This window comes from Clostridium sp. (assembly GCF_036569345.1).
GTDB lineage: Bacteria > Bacillota > Clostridia > Clostridiales > Clostridiaceae > Clostridium_AD.
Genome location: NZ_DATCQT010000175.1, coordinates 95,202 through 113,400 on the forward strand (window position 1 = coordinate 95,202; position 18,199 = coordinate 113,400).

General features: G+C 29.7%; 17 protein-coding genes and 1 other annotated feature. Of the genes, 13 read left to right on the top strand and 4 right to left on the bottom strand.

Translation table 11 applies throughout. The annotated features are described in order from the left end of the window. Nucleotides 1-3 precede the first annotated feature (3 nt). The 6 genes from yqeC to clpA all read left to right on the top strand — a co-directional run bounded on the left by yqeC (nucleotide 4) and on the right by clpA (nucleotide 5,845). Nucleotides 4-732, top strand: coding sequence for a selenium cofactor biosynthesis protein YqeC (gene yqeC, locus VIM70_RS18115; RefSeq protein ID WP_331947188.1), 729 nt, complete (start codon nucleotides 4-6; stop codon nucleotides 730-732). 83 nt (nucleotides 733-815) lie between these two features. Continuing rightward, on the top strand, nucleotides 816-1,409 hold the full coding sequence (gene mocA, locus VIM70_RS18120; RefSeq protein WP_331947189.1) for a molybdenum cofactor cytidylyltransferase: 594 nt from the start codon (nucleotides 816-818) through the stop codon (nucleotides 1,407-1,409). After that, on the top strand, nucleotides 1,402-2,208 hold the full coding sequence (gene yqeB, locus VIM70_RS18125; protein ID WP_331947190.1) for a selenium-dependent molybdenum cofactor biosynthesis protein YqeB: 807 nt from the start codon (nucleotides 1,402-1,404) through the stop codon (nucleotides 2,206-2,208). The genes mocA and yqeB overlap by 8 nt, the downstream gene beginning before the upstream one ends. Nucleotides 2,209-2,480: 272 nt before the next feature. Beyond that, the gene (locus VIM70_RS18130; protein WP_331947191.1) at nucleotides 2,481-2,861 is read left to right on the top strand and encodes a hypothetical protein; all 381 of its coding nucleotides are present in this window, start codon (nucleotides 2,481-2,483) and stop codon (nucleotides 2,859-2,861) included. A gap of 366 nt (nucleotides 2,862-3,227) precedes the next feature. Next, nucleotides 3,228-3,545, top strand: coding sequence for an ATP-dependent Clp protease adaptor ClpS (locus tag VIM70_RS18135; RefSeq protein WP_331947192.1), 318 nt, complete (start codon nucleotides 3,228-3,230; stop codon nucleotides 3,543-3,545). 2 nt (nucleotides 3,546-3,547) lie between these two features. Next, nucleotides 3,548-5,845, top strand: coding sequence for an ATP-dependent Clp protease ATP-binding subunit ClpA (clpA, locus tag VIM70_RS18140; RefSeq protein WP_331947193.1), 2,298 nt, complete (start codon nucleotides 3,548-3,550; stop codon nucleotides 5,843-5,845). A gap of 36 nt (nucleotides 5,846-5,881) precedes the next feature. Here the strand turns inward: clpA and VIM70_RS18145 are convergent, their stop codons facing one another. The 3 genes from VIM70_RS18145 to VIM70_RS18155 form a co-directional block, all read right to left on the bottom strand. Then, complete coding sequence (locus VIM70_RS18145; RefSeq protein WP_331947194.1) at nucleotides 5,882-6,643, bottom strand: OmpA family protein; 762 nt, start codon at nucleotides 6,641-6,643, stop codon at nucleotides 5,882-5,884. Further along, on the bottom strand, nucleotides 6,643-7,431 hold the full coding sequence (locus VIM70_RS18150; protein ID WP_331947195.1) for a flagellar motor protein: 789 nt from the start codon (nucleotides 7,429-7,431) through the stop codon (nucleotides 6,643-6,645). The genes VIM70_RS18145 and VIM70_RS18150 overlap by 1 nt, the downstream gene beginning before the upstream one ends. A 331-nt stretch (nucleotides 7,432-7,762) precedes the next feature. Beyond that, nucleotides 7,763-8,131, bottom strand: a complete 369-nt coding sequence (locus VIM70_RS18155; protein WP_331947196.1) for a VOC family protein — start codon at nucleotides 8,129-8,131, stop codon at nucleotides 7,763-7,765. Nucleotides 8,132-8,253: 122 nt separating this feature from the next. Between VIM70_RS18155 and VIM70_RS18160 the strand changes: the two genes are divergently transcribed. The 5 genes from VIM70_RS18160 (at nucleotide 8,254) to VIM70_RS18180 (ending at nucleotide 13,390) form a co-directional block, all read left to right on the top strand. Continuing rightward, the gene (locus VIM70_RS18160) at nucleotides 8,254-8,982 is read left to right on the top strand and encodes an MBL fold metallo-hydrolase (RefSeq protein ID WP_331947197.1); all 729 of its coding nucleotides are present in this window, start codon (nucleotides 8,254-8,256) and stop codon (nucleotides 8,980-8,982) included. A 249-nt stretch (nucleotides 8,983-9,231) separates the two neighbouring features. After that, nucleotides 9,232-10,095: a YitT family protein gene (locus VIM70_RS18165; RefSeq protein WP_331947198.1), complete on the top strand. Its 864-nt coding sequence runs from the start codon at nucleotides 9,232-9,234 to the stop codon at nucleotides 10,093-10,095. A gap of 83 nt (nucleotides 10,096-10,178) precedes the next feature. Next, complete coding sequence (locus tag VIM70_RS18170) at nucleotides 10,179-10,424, top strand: hypothetical protein (protein WP_331947199.1); 246 nt, start codon at nucleotides 10,179-10,181, stop codon at nucleotides 10,422-10,424. A 163-nt stretch (nucleotides 10,425-10,587) separates the two neighbouring features. Then, nucleotides 10,588-10,840 (top strand) — a binding site (T-box leader). A 64-nt stretch (nucleotides 10,841-10,904) separates the two neighbouring features. Continuing rightward, entirely contained in the window at nucleotides 10,905-12,296 is a 1,392-nt protein-coding gene (gene asnS, locus VIM70_RS18175) for an asparagine--tRNA ligase (RefSeq protein WP_331947200.1), read from the top strand. A gap of 242 nt (nucleotides 12,297-12,538) precedes the next feature. Beyond that, nucleotides 12,539-13,390 (top strand): YitT family protein, encoded by an 852-nt coding sequence (locus VIM70_RS18180; protein WP_331947201.1) that lies wholly within the window; start codon nucleotides 12,539-12,541, stop codon nucleotides 13,388-13,390. A gap of 64 nt (nucleotides 13,391-13,454) precedes the next feature. Here the strand turns inward: VIM70_RS18180 and VIM70_RS18185 are convergent, their stop codons facing one another. Beyond that, the gene (locus VIM70_RS18185; RefSeq protein WP_331947202.1) at nucleotides 13,455-13,625 is read right to left on the bottom strand and encodes a DUF362 domain-containing protein; all 171 of its coding nucleotides are present in this window, start codon (nucleotides 13,623-13,625) and stop codon (nucleotides 13,455-13,457) included. Nucleotides 13,626-14,318: 693 nt separating this feature from the next. Between VIM70_RS18185 and VIM70_RS18190 the strand changes: the two genes are divergently transcribed. Together VIM70_RS18190 and VIM70_RS18195 are read left to right on the top strand one after the other, a co-directional pair. Further along, nucleotides 14,319-15,710, top strand: coding sequence for a PTS mannitol transporter subunit IICB (locus VIM70_RS18190; RefSeq protein WP_331947203.1), 1,392 nt, complete (start codon nucleotides 14,319-14,321; stop codon nucleotides 15,708-15,710). 367 nt (nucleotides 15,711-16,077) lie between these two features. Continuing rightward, entirely contained in the window at nucleotides 16,078-18,198 is a 2,121-nt protein-coding gene (locus VIM70_RS18195; RefSeq protein ID WP_331947204.1) for a BglG family transcription antiterminator, read from the top strand. Nucleotide 18,199 lies beyond the last annotated feature (1 nt).

Genomic DNA, 18,199 nt, shown 5'->3' on the forward strand with positions numbered 1-18,199 from the left:
ATTATGAAGCTAAGCGATTATATTGAACTTAAGAAAAAGGATATTTTGTCTATAGTTGGTGCTGGTGGTAAAACTACAATGATGTTTAAACTTGCAGAGGAATTAAGGGTAAATAATAAGGTTTTAGTTACCACAACAACTAAGATATATATTCCACCACTGCATAAGTATGATTTTATATGTACTAATAAAGATCATTTTATAAAATATTCTAAGATGAAGGATAATGGGATTTATGTTTTAGGACTAGGAATAAATGAGGATAATAAAATACTAGGACTTACAACAAAAGAATTAGAAGGGCTAACCCCATATTTTGACTATATACTAATAGAAGCAGATGGAGCAAAGGAAAAACAATTAAAGGGATGGAATGAATTTGAGCCAATTCTATACGGAAAAACTACGAAAACCTTAGGGATTATAGATATACAATCAAAAGGTATTTTAATCAATGAGGATAACATTCATAGAAGTGAGATATTTAGTGAAATAACTGGAGGAAAATATGGAGAAGCTGTTACATTAGAACACTTATTAAATCTAGTTATAAATCCTTTAGGGTTGTTTAAGGGAGCGCTCGGAGAAAAAATATTATTTATAAATAAGGTAAATGGGCCCGATGATTTTGCATCAGCTAACTTATTAGTTAACAAAATAACCTTAAAAGGAAATAAATTACCTAGTATTGTGGTTATTGGAAGTTTAAAAACTAATATATATTACAAGTAATTAATTGATATTTTACTTACATAGATTTAACTATATGTTAGAAAAGTTATATCTAGTTAAGAATGAGAGTAGGGGAAATAGTTATGATAAGTGCCATAATACTTGCGGCAGGTTATTCAAGGAGAATGGGAAAAAATAAGCTTCTCTTAAAATTACGGTCTATTTCACTAATTCAGCATACTATTGATATTATTAAAAAATGTGGTTTTCAGGAAGTGATAATTGTAGCAAGAGAAGAGGAAATAATAAAGATTGGTTATAAAAATGATTTAAAGGTTATTGTTAATGAAAACGCAGTTAAAGGAATAAGTGAATCTGTTAAATTGGGTGTAAAGAATTCAACGTTAACTGATGGATATATGTTTTTTACTGCGGATCAACCCTTTTTAGATATAGATACTATAAATGAATTAATTCAAAAATTTAGAGAAAATACTAATTATATAATTGTTCCAAGATGTGATGGCAGACTAGGTAACCCTGTGATATTTCCATCCATTTTTAAAGAGGATTTATTGAAACTGGAGGGGGATGTTGGAGGTAAAATAATAATAAATAAAAACTTAGATAAAGTTAAATTTGTAGAGATATATGATAGTACTAAATTATTTGATATTGATACTAATGAAAATTATGAGTATATTCTAAGACTAGAGGAGAATAATGGATATGTTTAATGATATTGTCATTGTACGTGGTGGAGGAGATTTAGCATCTGCTACAATTCAAAAATTATATAGAAGTGGATTTAGGGTATTAGTTTTAGAAGTACCAGAACCTACTGCAATAAGACGAAGTGTTTCTTTTAGTGAAGCTATTTACGAGAGTGAGGTAGAAATAGAAGGAATTAGAGCGTTACACGTATACTCGATTAGTGAAATAGAAAATGCCTGGAGTAATAGGAAGGTTCCAGTAATTATAGATGCAGAAGGTAAATACATTAAAGAGTTAAACCCTAAAATTGTGGTTGATGCTATTATTGCTAAGAAAAACATGGGAACAACAAAGGATATGGCTGGCATTACTATTGCTCTTGGCCCTGGGTTTTCAGCAGGATATGATGTAGATATTGTAATTGAGACTACTAGAGGTCATAATTTGGGTAGATTGATTTTTAATGGAGAAGCAGCAAAAAATACAGGAATCCCGGGAAATATCATGGGTTATTCTAAAGAAAGAGTTATACATTCAACCTCAAGTGGAGTAATGAAGAATGTTCTTGGTATTGGTGATGTTGTTAAAAAAGATGAGGTAATAGCATATATAGGGGATAACGAAGTAAAAGCAACAATATCAGGACTGTTAAGAGGAATTATACGGAGTGGAAGCTTTGTAACTAAAGGATTTAAAATTGCAGATATTGATCCAAGGGCAACGGAAAATATAAATTGTTATACCATTTCTGATAAGGCGAGAAGTATTGCAGGGGGAGTATTAGAAGCGATACTTTATTTAATCAACAAGTCTAAGGGATAATATTTTTTAATACTTGACTGTTAGTTTTATAGCATAAAAATTCAAGTATCAATACAAAATATACATATACATGAATATTTATTCAACGGAATATAAGTATAAAGAAAATCATAAAAACATATTTTAAACTATTTATGAATAAATACAACAAAAACAGTGGGTTTAGACTTTGTGAAATTATTGGTATAGACTATTGACTAATGAATTTTAATACATTATAATGTATATATATAAATAAATGATTTATTATATTAATTCAGGAGGTTATATAAATGTCAAATACACAATTATTTCAATCAAAACAGGAATTAGTGGGTTTTATTTCAGAATATCTCATCAAACATGATGATACTATAGCAATTATAAAAAAAGATTTAAGAAAAGATGTTATTAAGTCATTACTTGTAAATGAAGATTTTAATAACTTTAAAGATCTTTCCGGTATAGATGAAAATGTACTATTCTTAATCAAGACTGGTGATAAAAAAGAAAAAAATTTAAGCCTTAAGATTTGTGATGCGTTTAATCAAAAAACTAAAGCTTTTAAAATGGTGGATATTGATAATATACTCCTTGTAGATGGTTTAATTACTGATGATGAAGTTGGAAGCATTACTTACTATAAAGAAATAACTAAAATGAAATTGCAATAAAAGTTTATTAATACTTAAAATAGATATAAGATAATAAATATAAAAAAGGGGTTGTCTCACAAAATGATAGATAAATCATTTGAAGGGGCAGCCCCTCTTTATCGCTTTTAAAAAGTATCCTTATCTATTATGTATGAAATAATGAAAAGGTAATTTGAAATATCAGTATATTTTAAATTATAGATATGAAAGATAAATACGTAGAATAGTTGAATTAATATAAGTAAATGCAGTAATATATAAATAAGTAGGATATAATAGTCCTTAAGTAAAGAATAGAAAATAAAATAGACTAACAGACTTTCTAGCTATTTGTTTGGAAATGCTTAAATCTAAATTTTAATGTAAACAGTGAGGGTGTTAATTATGTCAGAAAAAAGAACCTTTAGTGAGGAAATTAGTATTAAAGAAAAAATAGAAATTAAGATTAAAAAACCTAGTATGTATATGGTCATCATTCATAATGATGACTATACAAGTATGGAATTCGTTGTTCAGGTTTTAGTTGGAGTTTTTAAAAAACAGGTGGTTGAAGCTACAAAGATTATGTTTGATGTTCATAAAAAAGGAAGTGGCACCGCAGGTATATACAGCTATGACGTAGGGATAACGAAAATCAACCAAGCTATGAAGATGTGTGAGGAAAGTGGATTTCCACTGAAATTAACCTTAGAAGAGGAGTAATTATGCAATTAGATAATATAGTAAATGAGATTATTACTGCAGCTTATAATGAGGCTCAAATGTCAAATCATGAATATTTTACCCCAGAACATATTCTTTACGCTTCTCTATTTTTTGAAGAGGGAATTGATATAGTAGAAAATAGTGGTGGTAATATAAAAAGACTTAAAAATCAGATAACCAAATTTTTAAAGGAAAATATAGATGTTGTAGAAGATACTGAGCCAATTCAAACTATTGGAATTCAGACTATTTTATCAACAGCTGCAGATCACGTTATGCTCTCTGGCAAAGAACTAGTTAAGATAGGCGATGTGATTGTAGCAATGTATGATGATGAGGAAAGTTTTGCTTCTTATTTTTTGCGGGAACAGCAAATGAAAAGGAGGGATCTTCTTAATTATATAGCTCATGGTATATCTGTCGAAGATACTTTTGAATTTACGCCTGAAACAAACCATGAGGGAGAGGAGCCAGGTGAATTTACAGATGGCGACGACGATATACAATACACATATGACGAGGAAATGGATAATCCTGATGATAAAGGAGATTTTTTAAGTAAATATACTGTGGAGTTAACACAAAAGGTGACCATGGAAGAAATGGATCCACTTATTGGTAGGCAAGATATTCTGCAAAGAACATTACAGGTATTATGCAGGAGGCTTAAGAATAACCCAGTGCATGTAGGGGAACCTGGGGTGGGTAAAACTGCTATCACTCAGGGGCTTGCACAACTAATTGTGGAAAATAAAGTGCCCAAGTTATTGCAAGGTAGTAAGATATATTATTTGGATATGGGGGCGCTTATTGCAGGTACCAAATATAGAGGTGATTTTGAAGAACGCATTAAAAAAGTTTTAAAAGAAATTAGTAAACAAGAAAAACCAATAGTGTATATAGATGAAATTCATACTATAGTTGGAGCAGGTGCAGTTTCAGGAGGGTCAATGGACGCTTCTAACATTTTAAAACCATTTCTTGCGGACGGTAAAGTAAGATTTATTGGATCAACTACTTATGATGAATATAAAAAACATTTTGAAAAAGATAGTGCATTAGCTAGAAGATTTCAAAAGATTGAAGTGCCAGAACCTTCCATTGATGATACAATCGATATTCTTATGGGACTCAAGGATAAATATGAAACTTACCATAAGGTAACGTACAGTGATGAAGCCTTAAAAACTGCAGTAGAATTATCTAGCAAGTATATAAAGGATAGATTTCTTCCAGATAAAGCTATAGATATTATGGATGAAGCAGGTGCTTATGCAAGGCTTTATGCTGGAGATAATGAAGAAAATATTATTATTACTGTACATGCAGTGGAAAAAATAGTAGCAACTATTGCAAAAATTCCAGAGCAAAGTGTGTCAAATAATGAATCAGATACATTAAAAAATTTAGATATTAATTTAAAAAAACAAGTTTTCGGACAAAGTGATGCTATAGACACGTTAGTAAGGGCAATAAAGAGGTCTAGAGCAGGTTTTAATGAAGATGATAAACCAATAGCATCCCTTCTTTTCGTGGGTCCTACAGGAGTTGGAAAGACAGAAATAAGCAAGCAACTATCAAAGAGTTTGGCTATCCCACTTATTAGATTTGATATGAGTGAATATCAAGAGAAACACACCGTAGCAAGGCTTATAGGTGCACCACCAGGATATGTAGGTTATGAAGAGGGTGGAATGTTAATAGAGGCCATTAAAAAGAATCCTTATTGCGTTTTATTACTAGATGAGATTGAAAAAGCTCACTCTGATATATTTAATGTGTTATTACAAGTTATGGATTATGCAACACTTACAGATAACACTGGTAAAAAGGCGGATTTTAGAAATGTAATTTTAATAATGACGTCTAATGCAGGAGCAAGGGAAGCTAGCAAACATGTAATTGGATTTGGAGACAGAATAGGGACAGGTGGAGCAATTACTAAAGAAGTGGAACGAGTTTTTTCTCCTGAATTTAGAAATAGATTGGATAACATAATCCAATTTAATAAAATTGATGAAGATATGGCTAAGCAAATAGCAAAAAAGGCAATGAAACAATTTGAAGAAAAGCTTTTAACCAAAAATATAAAATTGAAGGTCACAGATAATTTATATGCTTGGTTAAGTAAAAAAGGTTTTTCAGAGGCTTATGGTGCTAGAGAAATCAATAGAGTAGTTCAACAAGAAATAAAGACATATTTTGTAGATGAAGTGCTGTTTGGAGAACTTTCCACAGGTGGTAGCGTTATAGTTGATATTGTAGATGATAAACTTAAAATAACAAAAGACAATTAAAAAAAGATGTTGCTAATAAAAATAGCAACATCTTTTTTAGTTGGTTTTCTCAGCTTTTGAGAATTGACTACTTAATATAATAATATCAACGGTTCTATTTTTAGCTTTTCCGACTGCAGTGGTATTAGTTGCTACGGGCCTATTCTCTCCATAGGCTACTGCTGATATTTTTTTAGGAGAAATTCCTGCTTTTGAAATAAGTAGTTCAGTAACATTGGTTGCACGAATTGCAGAAAGCTGCCAGTTAGAGCTAAATTCACTATTACTCATTGGGGTACTATCTGTATGTCCCTCTATTCTCACGTAATTGTTAACATGATTTAGGATTTTACCTATGCTAATTAATTTTTTAGCAGAAACCTCTTTAACGTCTGCGGCACCAACATCAAAGAGCAGTGAAGTTTTAAGACTTACTTCAAGACCTCTCTCATCAATTTTAGTGGATACGCTACTGCTTAAGCCATTCTGTTTCAAATAGTTATCAACATTTTTTTTAATTGCTTCCATTTTATTTTCTTCCAATGCTTTAGTTTGTGCAGAGATAGTTTCTTGTGTTATGGGTTCAACTACTGCAACAGTTGAAGCTGAATCACTTGGAGAGGATTCAGTGCCAACTATAGATGCACCAGCACCATTAAAAGCTACATTAAGTGATTGTGATAGTTGTTTATATTTAGTAGTATCTGCATTACTTGAGGCATACATAACAACAAAAAATATCATAAGCAAAGTTATTAGGTCTGAATAAGTTAGAAACCATCGCTCAGGATTGGGTTCTTTTTCTTCCCTCCTTTTCATTATTTAGCTCCCCCATTATCAATTTCATTAAATCTTTTTATTTGTTTTTTATCTAGGAATCCTTTTAACTTTTCTGCTAATATATTAGGATTTGCACCTTCTTGCATAAGAAGAACGGCTTCTATTATTAGTTCTTTTTCTTTTATTTCTTCATTATTTAAATCCTTTAATCGTGAAGCAATAGGAAGCCATAATAAGTTAGCAGATCCAACACCATATAGAGTAGCTATAAATGCAACTGCAATCTTTTCTCCTAAAACAGATGGGTCAGAGAGATTACTTAAAACTTGCACAAGGCCCATAACTGTTCCTATAATACCCATAGTAGGTGCAAATCCACCAGCTGCCTCAAAGATAGCAACACCATCTTTATGTCTATCGTAGGTTGATTCAAGTTCAAACTCTAATATGGTTTTTACTAGTTGAGGGTCTACACCATCCACCACTAGTTGCAAACCTTTTTTTATAAAAGGGTCCAAATCGTCAGTTATTTCGCCTTCGATGCTAAGTAAACCCTCTTTTCTAGTTTTAAAGGATAATTGTTTAAAGTAGTTCACAATCTCTACCAAATCTTTGTCTTTAGCTGTAAATATAAGTTTAAACATTGCTGGAATATTTTTTAACTTTTTAGCAGAAAATCCAAGACCTACGGATCCAATAGTACCACCAAAAACGATTATAGCAGCACTACTAACTGCAAGCATACCTGGACTTCCACCTTCTAAAAGAAATGCTCCTATCAGTGAACCGAAACTTATTATTATAAATATTATCGAAAAAATATTCATAAACTCCTCCTATTTTGCATTTTACATAATACTAAATTTAATTTAATAGTATGTAAAAACATTTTAATGTTAGAAAATAAAATAATATCCTATAATAACTTTCGAACAAAATCATATTTTATTTAGTCTTTTAGAATAAATATTTATTAAAAGTTTGTTAACAAGTCATTCCTATTTGACTAAATAATAATTATAATGGTTATTATTGGACAATGCAATAACAATCATTAAACGGTTAAATATTACAAAAGCCATGCATTAATGCATGGCTTTTGTAATATTTAATAATTAAAATTATTCTTAATAGTAACTCATTTTGAAATTGAATCTTTTACCTTCTTGGAATAACCTCTGTCCAGTAACCATCTGGATCCATAATGAAATATATTCCCATAGGTTTGTTTTCGTAACATATGCAACCCATTTTTTTATGTAAAAGGTATGCTTCATCAAAATCATCTGTAACTACTGCAAGATGAAATTCATTCTCACCTAAATTATATGGCTTTGTTCTATCCTTCATACAAGTTAGCTCTAATTTATGGTTAGTTGTCTCATCACCTAAAAATACAAGAATAAAACTATCATCTGCTGGATGATGACGCCTAGTTTCCGTGAAGCCTAAAGCACTTTTATAAAATTCTATGCTTTTTTCTAAATCCAATACATTTATGTTATTATGATCAAAAGAAAATTTCATTTAATATAACCACCTTTTTTAAAAAATTATTATATAACATATACTATACCATGATTGTATGGCTGTGGTAAAATGAGGGTGATTTAATTGTTATATATTTAAATTATAAGGAGAGATAATTTATGAAAGAAGTAAAAGCAATGATAAATTATATATACCATAGTGGGTTTTATATTAAAACTAAAAATCATTTTTTAATATTTGATTATTATAAAGAACCTATGAGAACAAACCAGATTCAGACATTGTTATTACCTGAAAAGATCAAAAAAATGAATAATGTTTATGTATTTTCATCTCATAGCCACGCAGATCATTTTAATTACCAAATTTTGGATTGGGAGAATGATAATAATGATATACAATATATTTTTAGTAGTGACATAAAAATAGAAAATATTAAACCAAATTACAATTTTATAGAAGAAAATGAAGAAAAATTATTTAAGGATGTTTATGTAAAAGCTTATGGTTCAACAGATATTGGGATATCCTTTGTGGTAAAAGTGGATGGATTAACTATTTTTCATGCTGGAGATCTTAATTGGTGGAAATGGAAAGAAGATAGCCTAGAGGAACAAAATTTATCGGAGTCCTCATTTAAAGCCCACATAGAAAAGTTAAAAAAAGAAAAACCTATTGATATAGCATTTTTCCCAGTTGATCCAAGACTTCAAGAATTTTATTATTTAGGTGGAGAGTATTTTGCAAATCAAATTCAACCTTCTTTGTTAATACCTATGCATTTTGGGGATGATGTGGTTATAACTAAAAAATTCGCCAAGAAGATGGAAAAAATAAACATAAAAACTGTGGAAATAAATTATCCGGGACAAGAAATAATATATTAAAAAATATTTTTTTAATATTTGGATAAAAATAAGCATTTATGTCTATAATTTAAATAACCAAATAAAAAAGCATCATTACAGTATTTTTTAGTCCCCCTAAATTAATATTGTATATGATGCTTTTTATATTGGTTAAAATTTGATACTAAATTAGTAAAATGACCAGTAAGAGTAATTTTATATTTACAATATCTTATAATTGTGATAACTTTATTGAGACAAAGTAGGTCAGAAAGTAGGATAAAGTAAATGAGAAATAAAAATAAAAATGAAAATCTTATAAATTATATTTACATTATTGTTGGAACAACAATACTTGCGGCAGGTGTGAATATGTTTTTTGCTAAATTAAAATTAGTGACAGGTGGAGTATCAGGACTTGCCATTATTATTGAATATATATCAAAAAAAAATTATGGAATAGAAATACCACTATGGTTTACAAATATGGCAGTAAACATACCTTTACTTGCCATTGCTTTAAAACTTAAGGGTAAAGGGTTTGTGGGTAAATCTATGTTTTCAGCAGCATACCTATCTTTTGCACTATTTTATACAAGCTTTATACCTGCTCCACATGTTGATTATTTGTTAGCAAGTATATTTGGTGGAGTATTTGTTGGTACAGGCTTAGGTTTCGTATTAAGAGCATCTGCTAGTACAGGAGGAACTGATTTAGCTGCCAACATAATAAAAGTTTATTTAAAAAATGTCCCAATTGCTAAAATTATATTAGTTATTGATTCAACTATAGTTGTAATAGGTGCTTTCGTATTTGGAATTGAAAAAGCTATGTATGCACTAATATCCATTTATATAGTTGCTAAGGTGGTAGATAGTATTCTTGAAGGAATAAATTTTTCCAAAGCAGTATTTATTATATCGGATTATTCTATGGAAATATCAGAAATACTACTCAAAGATTTAAATAGAGGTGTTACAGGAATACATGCTACAGGGATGTACACAAAAGCAGAAAAACAGGTATTATTTGTAGTAGTTGGCAAGAATGAAATAATGCCACTTCAAAAAATGGTCAAAGAAGTGGATTCCAAAGCATTTATGACTGTTGCAGATGTTAGAGAGGTTCTCGGAGAAGGATTTACAGAATAAAAAATTAAATTTAGGTAATATTTGCAAAGTATATTTAAAAGTCTTCATGCACAAACTAAGCTCAAGAAAGGGAGTGTTTATTCATGAATGATAGATTAAATAGCAAACCAATCACATTTGATCACCCAGAAAAACTTACTCAGGGAATTTCTTTAGAAAAAGGTGATGTTACAGCAAAAACTTTTATTAATGAGGTTGATGGACAGGTGAAATGTAATATAGTCGTTGAAAATAAAGTTACTGGAGAAACAGCTAAGAGAGATGAAGTTATTGGTGAAATATCTGAGGATTTAGATGATGAGGAATTTGACGGCGAAGAAGAATTTTAGTTAGATAAACTTGGTAGTAACAAATTATACTCTATAGAGTAGACAAAGAAAGAAGTCTACTCTATAGAGTATTTTTAATATTTGACATTTATTATTAAAAATATTATAATTAAATGCATATAAAAAATAATTAGTGAACATACTAAAATTTATAATAATTTTATTAAAGACTGTGACGAGAATAGTAGATATAAAAGGTAGTTTTAGCGAGTTGGTGATGGTGAAAGACCAATATGAAATTTATGTTGAAGAACATCTTTGAGTTTCTAATCGAAATCTATAGGATATTTGGATTAGACGGGTTCAATCCGTTAAGTGTTGAGTAGTATTGAACATATAATTCAATACTAATTAGAGTGGTCATATTTTATGACAAATTGGGTGGTACCGCGAAATTATAGCCTTTCGTCCCTTTATTATTAAGGGATGGAGGCTTTTTTATTTTTCAAAAAAGTAAAAAAATAAAAGGAGAGTAAGATTATGGAAAAGTTATTAGTCAAACAAATTTATAGAGAAAAAGAAAAATATGCAGACCAAATAGTATCTATCTCTGGATGGATAAGAACATTAAGATCTTCTAAAGCATTTGGATTTATAGAAGTTAATGATGGAAGTTTTTTCAAAAATATTCAAGTGGTTTTTGAAGAGGGATTAGAAAATTTTGCCGAAATTGCTAAATTACCTATAAGTTCTTCTTTAACTATAGAAGGAAAGCTAGTTGTAACTCCAGAAGCTAAGCAACCATTTGAGATTAAGGCTACTAAAATAATGCTAGAGGGGATGTCAAATACTGATTATCCATTGCAAAAGAAAAGACACTCTTTTGAGTATTTACGAACTATTGCACACTTGAGACCTAGAAGTAATGCTTTCTCAGCAGTGTTTAGAGTACGTTCTCTAACTGCGTTTGCTATCCATGAGTTCTTTCAAAAGAGAGGTTTTGTATACACTCATACACCAATAATTACTGGTAGTGATTGCGAAGGTGCAGGTGAAATGTTTAGAATATCGACTCTTGATGTTAGTGACATCCCATTAGATGAGAATAAAAAAGTTGATTTTACGCAAGACTTTTTTGGTAAAGAAACCAGCTTAACTGTAAGTGGTCAGCTTGCAGCAGAGGCTTTTGCCTTAGCTTTTAGAAATGTTTATACTTTCGGACCAACTTTTAGAGCTGAAAATTCTAACACAGCGAGGCATGCTGCCGAGTTCTGGATGATAGAGCCTGAAATAGCATTTGCTAATTTAAAAGATGATATGAAACTTGCAGAAGATATGATGAAATACATAATAAAATATGTTATGGAAAATGCTCCAGAGGAGATGGAGTTTTTCAATAGTTTCGTAGATAAAAATTTAATAGAAAGATTAAATAGTGTTGTAAATTCAGAATTTGGTCAGGTGACATATACAGCTGCAGTGGATATTTTGCAAAAATCAGGAAAGGAATTCCAGTATCCAGTAACTTGGGGTTGTGACCTTCAAACTGAGCATGAAAGATATTTAACAGAAGAAGTATTTAACAAACCATTATTTGTTACCGATTATCCAAAGGAAATAAAATCCTTTTATATGAGAGTAAATGATGACAATAAGACAGTTGCAGCAATGGATTTACTTGTGCCAGGAATAGGCGAAATTATTGGTGGAAGTCAAAGAGAAGAAAGGCAAGATGTCTTAGAAGCTAGAATGGAAGAGTGTGGTCTTAACAAAGAAGATTACTGGTGGTATTTAGAACTAAGAAAATACGGTGGAACTAAACATGCTGGATTTGGACTAGGATTTGAAAGAGCCATTATGTATATTACAGGTATGAGCAACATCAGAGACGTTATTCCATTCCCAAGAACAACTGGGTCTGCGGAGTTTTAAGCAGAATTTAACTTATTTATATTCTACTTAACAAAAATGTTTTTGTAGTGTATAATATGGTTGTAAGTCCATTTGTATTGGAATTTTAAACTCTTAGCCGATAGGTTAAGAGTTTTTTTTAGAAAGATAATTGATAAACACTTTCGAACTTTTAATGTGTTATTTTTATTACTTAATTGTTTAATGGACATAATAATTTATATTCTAGTAAAATAGAAAGTTTAAATGTGGAGGAAATGAATATGAAAAAAATTATTAAAGAATATATCTTAATAACAGTTGGCATAGCACTATTGGCTGCAGGAGTTTACTTTTTCTTAATACCAAACGATTTAGCAGTAGGCGGAGTTAGTGGGCTTGCTATGATTTTAAATTGGTATATGCCAGGTCTTTCTATTGGTGCTATAATGCTTGTTTTAAATGTAATTTTATTTATTATAGGATTTATATTTATAGGATCTAGTTTTGGTGTTAAGACAATTTATTCTAGTTTTGGGTTATCCGGTATGATATGGGCATTAGAGAAAACCTGTCCTCTCAGCGGAAGTATAACAAGCGATTTATTTCTTGACCTTATATTCGGGATATTAATTGGAGCAGTGGGTATGGGTATGGTTTTCAATCAAAATGCATCTACAGGGGGAACTGATATAATAGCGAAGATACTTAATAAGTATTTTCATTTAGACATAGGTAAGGCTTTACTTTTAGCTGATTTTTTTATAACTATATTGGCAATAATAGTGTTTGGGCCTAGAATCGGAATGTATGCATTGCTTGGAGTTATTATCAATGGATTTACTATAGATGCAGTTATTGCAGGAATGAATATTTGTAAAAAAGTTGAGGTGGTTAGTTCAAAAGGCGAAGATATAAAAAGGTTTATTATAGAAGATTTAGATAGAGGAGCCACTTTATATACTGCTAAGGGAGCTTATACTAATGATGAAAAAGAGATTATAACAACTGTTCTAGGTAAAAAACAATTTATAAAATTAAAAAATTATATAAAAGAAATTGATAAAAAAGCATTTATAATAACATATAACGTTCATGAAACTCTTGGAGAGGGATTCAAGGACTTAAATGAATAAAAAAGATATAAGCCACTGACTTAAGTCAGTGGCTTATATAATAATTATAACAAATATGTTCTAATTAAGCTTCAACTGGAGCGCCTGTAGGACAGACACCTGCACAAGCTCCGCAATCAATACAAGTATCAGCATCAATAACGAAAGAAGAATCTCCTTGGCTTATAGCATTAACTGGACATTCAGGTTCACAAGCTCCACAGCTTACACATGCATCAGTAATTTTATATGACATAATAACAACCTCCTTTTTCAACTAATTTACTACATAATATCATAATTTGATTGAAAAATAAAGAGTTTTTTGGAAAGAGTAAACATTGTAATAATAAACACAGAGTTTATGTGTTTAAGTGAATTTATATTATATAATAATATCTAACTTTCAACTATAATACTTAAATATTATTGACTTTTATAGAATTTAATATAAGATACAAAAATGTAAACTATAGATTTTTAATCTATAGTTTATTATTTTGAAATTATAATTTACATACGGGTATTATGCTATATTAAATGAACTGAATTAAATTAAATAATAGTTACAGCTAAAAACTAAATTTAAAACAGTTCATTTAATACATATGGTAGTTAGTAACTTTAAGCTGTATCTATATTAATGATGAGCTCATCTATTTAGCTGAGAGTTAATAACTATTAATAATATTATGTGTAAGAATATAAAAGAATATTCAATTTAAAATAAAAAAATCATAAGAAAACTGTAATATTATTTTAAGAGTAGAATGTATAAAACTTTTCAATTATTTTAATATTAAATAATGTCATCATTAGATAATGACTAATATGTTTATCTTTGGATTGTGTGTAAAGGTTTACCAATATATAATAAAATTAAGGCAACTGAGAAATGATTTCTGCAGAAAATTTCAGTAATTATAAAAAGAAAAGGGGGCAAAATTAAATGTCAAACCTTCAAGTTAATACCAAAATTAATACCAAGGGAAAAACACAAGAAAAAGTACAAGGGTTCGGTAGATTTCTAAGTGGAATGATACTTCCCAATATAGGCGCATTTATAGCATGGGGGCTAATTACAGCATTATTTATACCGACGGGCTGGCTTCCTAATTCACATTTTGCTAAATTAGTTGGTCCGATGATAACTTACCTTTTACCATTATTAATAGGTTACACTGGTGGTAAAATGGTAGGTGGAGTACGTAGTGGAGTAGTTGGGGCAATTTCAACTATGGGAATTATAGTAGGAGCAGATATTCCAATGTTCATGGGCGCAATGATAATGGGGCCACTCGGTGGTTATGTTATAAAGAAATTTGATAAAATCATTGAAGGAAAAGTACCGGCTGGTTTTGAAATGTTAATTAACAACTTTTCAGCAGGTATACTTGGAGCAGCGCTAACATTGATTGCGTTTACGGGAATTGGTCCAGTAGTCTTAGGGTTAAATGGTTTTCTTAAAGACGGAGTAGAAGTCATAGTAAAGGCAGGGTTATTACCTTTAGCATCTATATTTATAGAACCAGGAAAAATATTGTTTTTAAATAATGCAATAGGTAATGGAATTTTGGTGCCAATGGGTGCACAAGAAGCTAAGACAATCGGAAAATCAGTATTTTTCTTATTAGAATCAAATCCAGGTCCAGGACTTGGAGTACTGTTAGCTTATTGGATGTTTGCAAAAGGTGCAATTAAAGAATCAGCACCAGGAGCAATAATAATTCACTTTATAGGTGGAATACATGAAATTTATTTTCCTTACGTTTTGATGAATCCTTTGCTTATAATAGCGGTAATTTGTGGTGGTGCCAGTGGAATATTTACTTTCCAAATTTTTGGAGCAGGATTAATTGCAGCGGCATCTCCAGGAAGTATAATTGCAGTACTTGCAATGACTCCTAAAGGTGGATATTTTGGAATACTTGCTGGAGTGCTAGTAGCAGCTGTGGTTTCATTCTTAATATCATCTGTAATAATTAAAAGATCTAATAGTAAGGCAACAGGAAATGAACTAGAAGAAGCAAAAGAAAAAGTAAGTGAACTAAAAGGAATAAAAGTTAAAACCTTTGATAAAATAATATTTGCTTGTGATGCAGGTATGGGATCTAGTGCAATGGGAGCAACAACATTAAAAAATAAGTTTAAAAAAGTAGGTATTAATATAGATGTTGTTCACTGCGCAATAAATGAAATTCCAGCTGATGCAAAAATAGTTATTACTCATGAGACCTTAGCTGCTAGAGCAAGAACAAAAGCACCAAAAGCTGAGATTATTTCAATTAAAAACTTTATTAATAGCCCAGAATATGATAAATTAGTAAATAGACTTTTATAAATTTAAATAGCTTATAATAAATATATTTATAAAAAAATGGAGTGAGTTTATGTGAATAAATTTGCTCCATTTATATTTATATGTAGATAGTAGTCATGTATAAAAGTTTTAAATTAATTAAATACTAATTTTGAAATTAATTATATATTAAATATTGTCATCATTAGCTACTGACTAATCAATTTATCTTTGAATTGTATGTAATTGTTTACTGGAATATAATAAAGTTATAGTAATTACAAACTGTTACTTAAAAAATATTTTATTAAAGATTTAATAAATAGTCTTTAACATGACAAGTTGTAAACAGACTTTCAAAATTTCATGTAACATTAAAACAATCTTTTAATAAATTTGGAGGAATTTTATGAAGGATTACAAGGTTAATTTACGCGTAAAAAATATCTTGCAAAACATATGTAACGAAAATGATTATATTACTATTGCTAAAATTGCAAAAGATTTAGATGTTAGTGGGAGGACAATATTAAGAGAAATTCCAGAGGTGGAAAAGTTTCTTAAACAAAATGGAGTAAGACTTAATAAAAAAACTGGAGTTGGCATTAAAGTAATGGGTACAGTGAAAGAAAAACAATCAATTATTTATTTGTTAAATGGAGAAAAGGGCGAAATAATTTATTCACCTCTAGAGAGAAAAAATATAATTATAAGCGAACTACTTCAAAATCAAGAGCCTGTTAAGTTATATAATTTCACTAGAATTTTAAAAGTTACAGAAGCAACCATAAGTAATGATTTAGAGAAAACAGATGAATGGTTTAAAAAACATAGTATAAATTTAATTAGGAAACAGGGACTCGGTGTATATGTAGAAGGAAAAGAAAATCATATAAGAAAAGCTATGGTTAGCCTAATTTATGAAAATACAAATGAGAGTCAGCTTTTAAATTTAATAAGAAAAAATTTAGATAATTCAGTAGTAGCAAAAGATATTGAGACCTCTTCTCGTAATAGATTACTAAATTTGATAGATAATGAAACAATAAAGAAAATAGAAGGTTTAGTTGAAAATATGGAGAAGAAAAGAGATTATAAGCTAGTAGATAGTGCCTTTGTTGGATTAATTGTTCATATTGCGCTTGCAATTGAACGAGTAAAGAAAGGTGATAAAATAAAAATAGACGGTGAGTTTTTAAAAGAACTTAAAACAAGTTCGGAGTATGTAATTGCATCTGAATTGTCTATTAATATATCAAAATGTTTTTTGGTAGATATACCAGAGGATGAAATTGGGTATATAACAATGCACATTAAAGGATCTAAAAATTATAAGGAAAAATACAAAACAGGAAATAAGATAATAGGAAGTTTTGAACTTATAAAGTTATCAAAGGAAATTATAAAGATAGCAGAGATTGAAACAGGAAGTTTCCTTGGAAATAATCAAGAGCTGTTAAATGGATTAGTAAATCATCTTGGAACAGCAATTACAAGATTAAAAATGAAACTTGATATTAGAAATCCACTTCTAGAAGAAATTAAGGCTAATTATTCTGGTTTAATGAGGATTAGCACTAAATGCGCTAAGGTAGTGGAAAATCACATAGGTATAAAAATGCCTGAAGCTGAAATTGCATTTATTGCTATGCATTTAGGAGCTGCAATTGAAAATAGTGACACATTAATTAAACCTATTTACAAGGTTGCAATCGCATGTTCTACGGGGATGGGAACCTCAAGACTTCTCGCAACAAGAATAGAAAATGAGTATGATAATATTCAAATTGTAGATATTATATCTACAATTCGTATTGAAGAAAGCATGTTACGGGAGAATGAGATAGATTTCATTATCTCTACAGTTAATATAGATAAATGTTTTAAACCAGTAGTAAGAGTGAATCCACTGCTTTTTCAAGAAGATAAGGATAAAATATTAAAATTAATAAAATCATTAAAAAATACAGAATTCACTCATATAAATAAAAAGGTAAAAAACATTAAATTCAAGGAAAAATTAATTTCACTAAACATATATAGTGAGGCAATAATGCAAATACTAGACAATTTTTTTTTGAAAGAGATTCCTGAGATAAATGGCATTGATGCATTGATTAGTGAAGCAAGCAAGGTGATAGATCAAGATGCTGAAATTGAGGAACTATTAAGAATAGCATTAAAAAATAGAGAGGAAAAAGGGAATACAATTGTAACTGGACATGAGATGATATTACTTCATTGTAGGACTGATGTTGTGAAAAAATTATATTTTGGTGCCATAAAACTATCCAAGAGTTTGGAGTGTTTAAATGGTGAAGGTAAAACAGAAAATATCAAGATTGGAATTATAATGCTTGCACCAGAAGATTGTAGTAAGTCTTATATAGAGGTTATAGGGTATGTAAGTAAGATGCTAATTGAAAGAGTAGATTTTCTTAAATATTTAAAAGATGGAAATTTAGAATATGCATTTAATGAACTAAATGATATTTTAAAAGAATTTTATAATCAAAAAGTAAATAATTAAT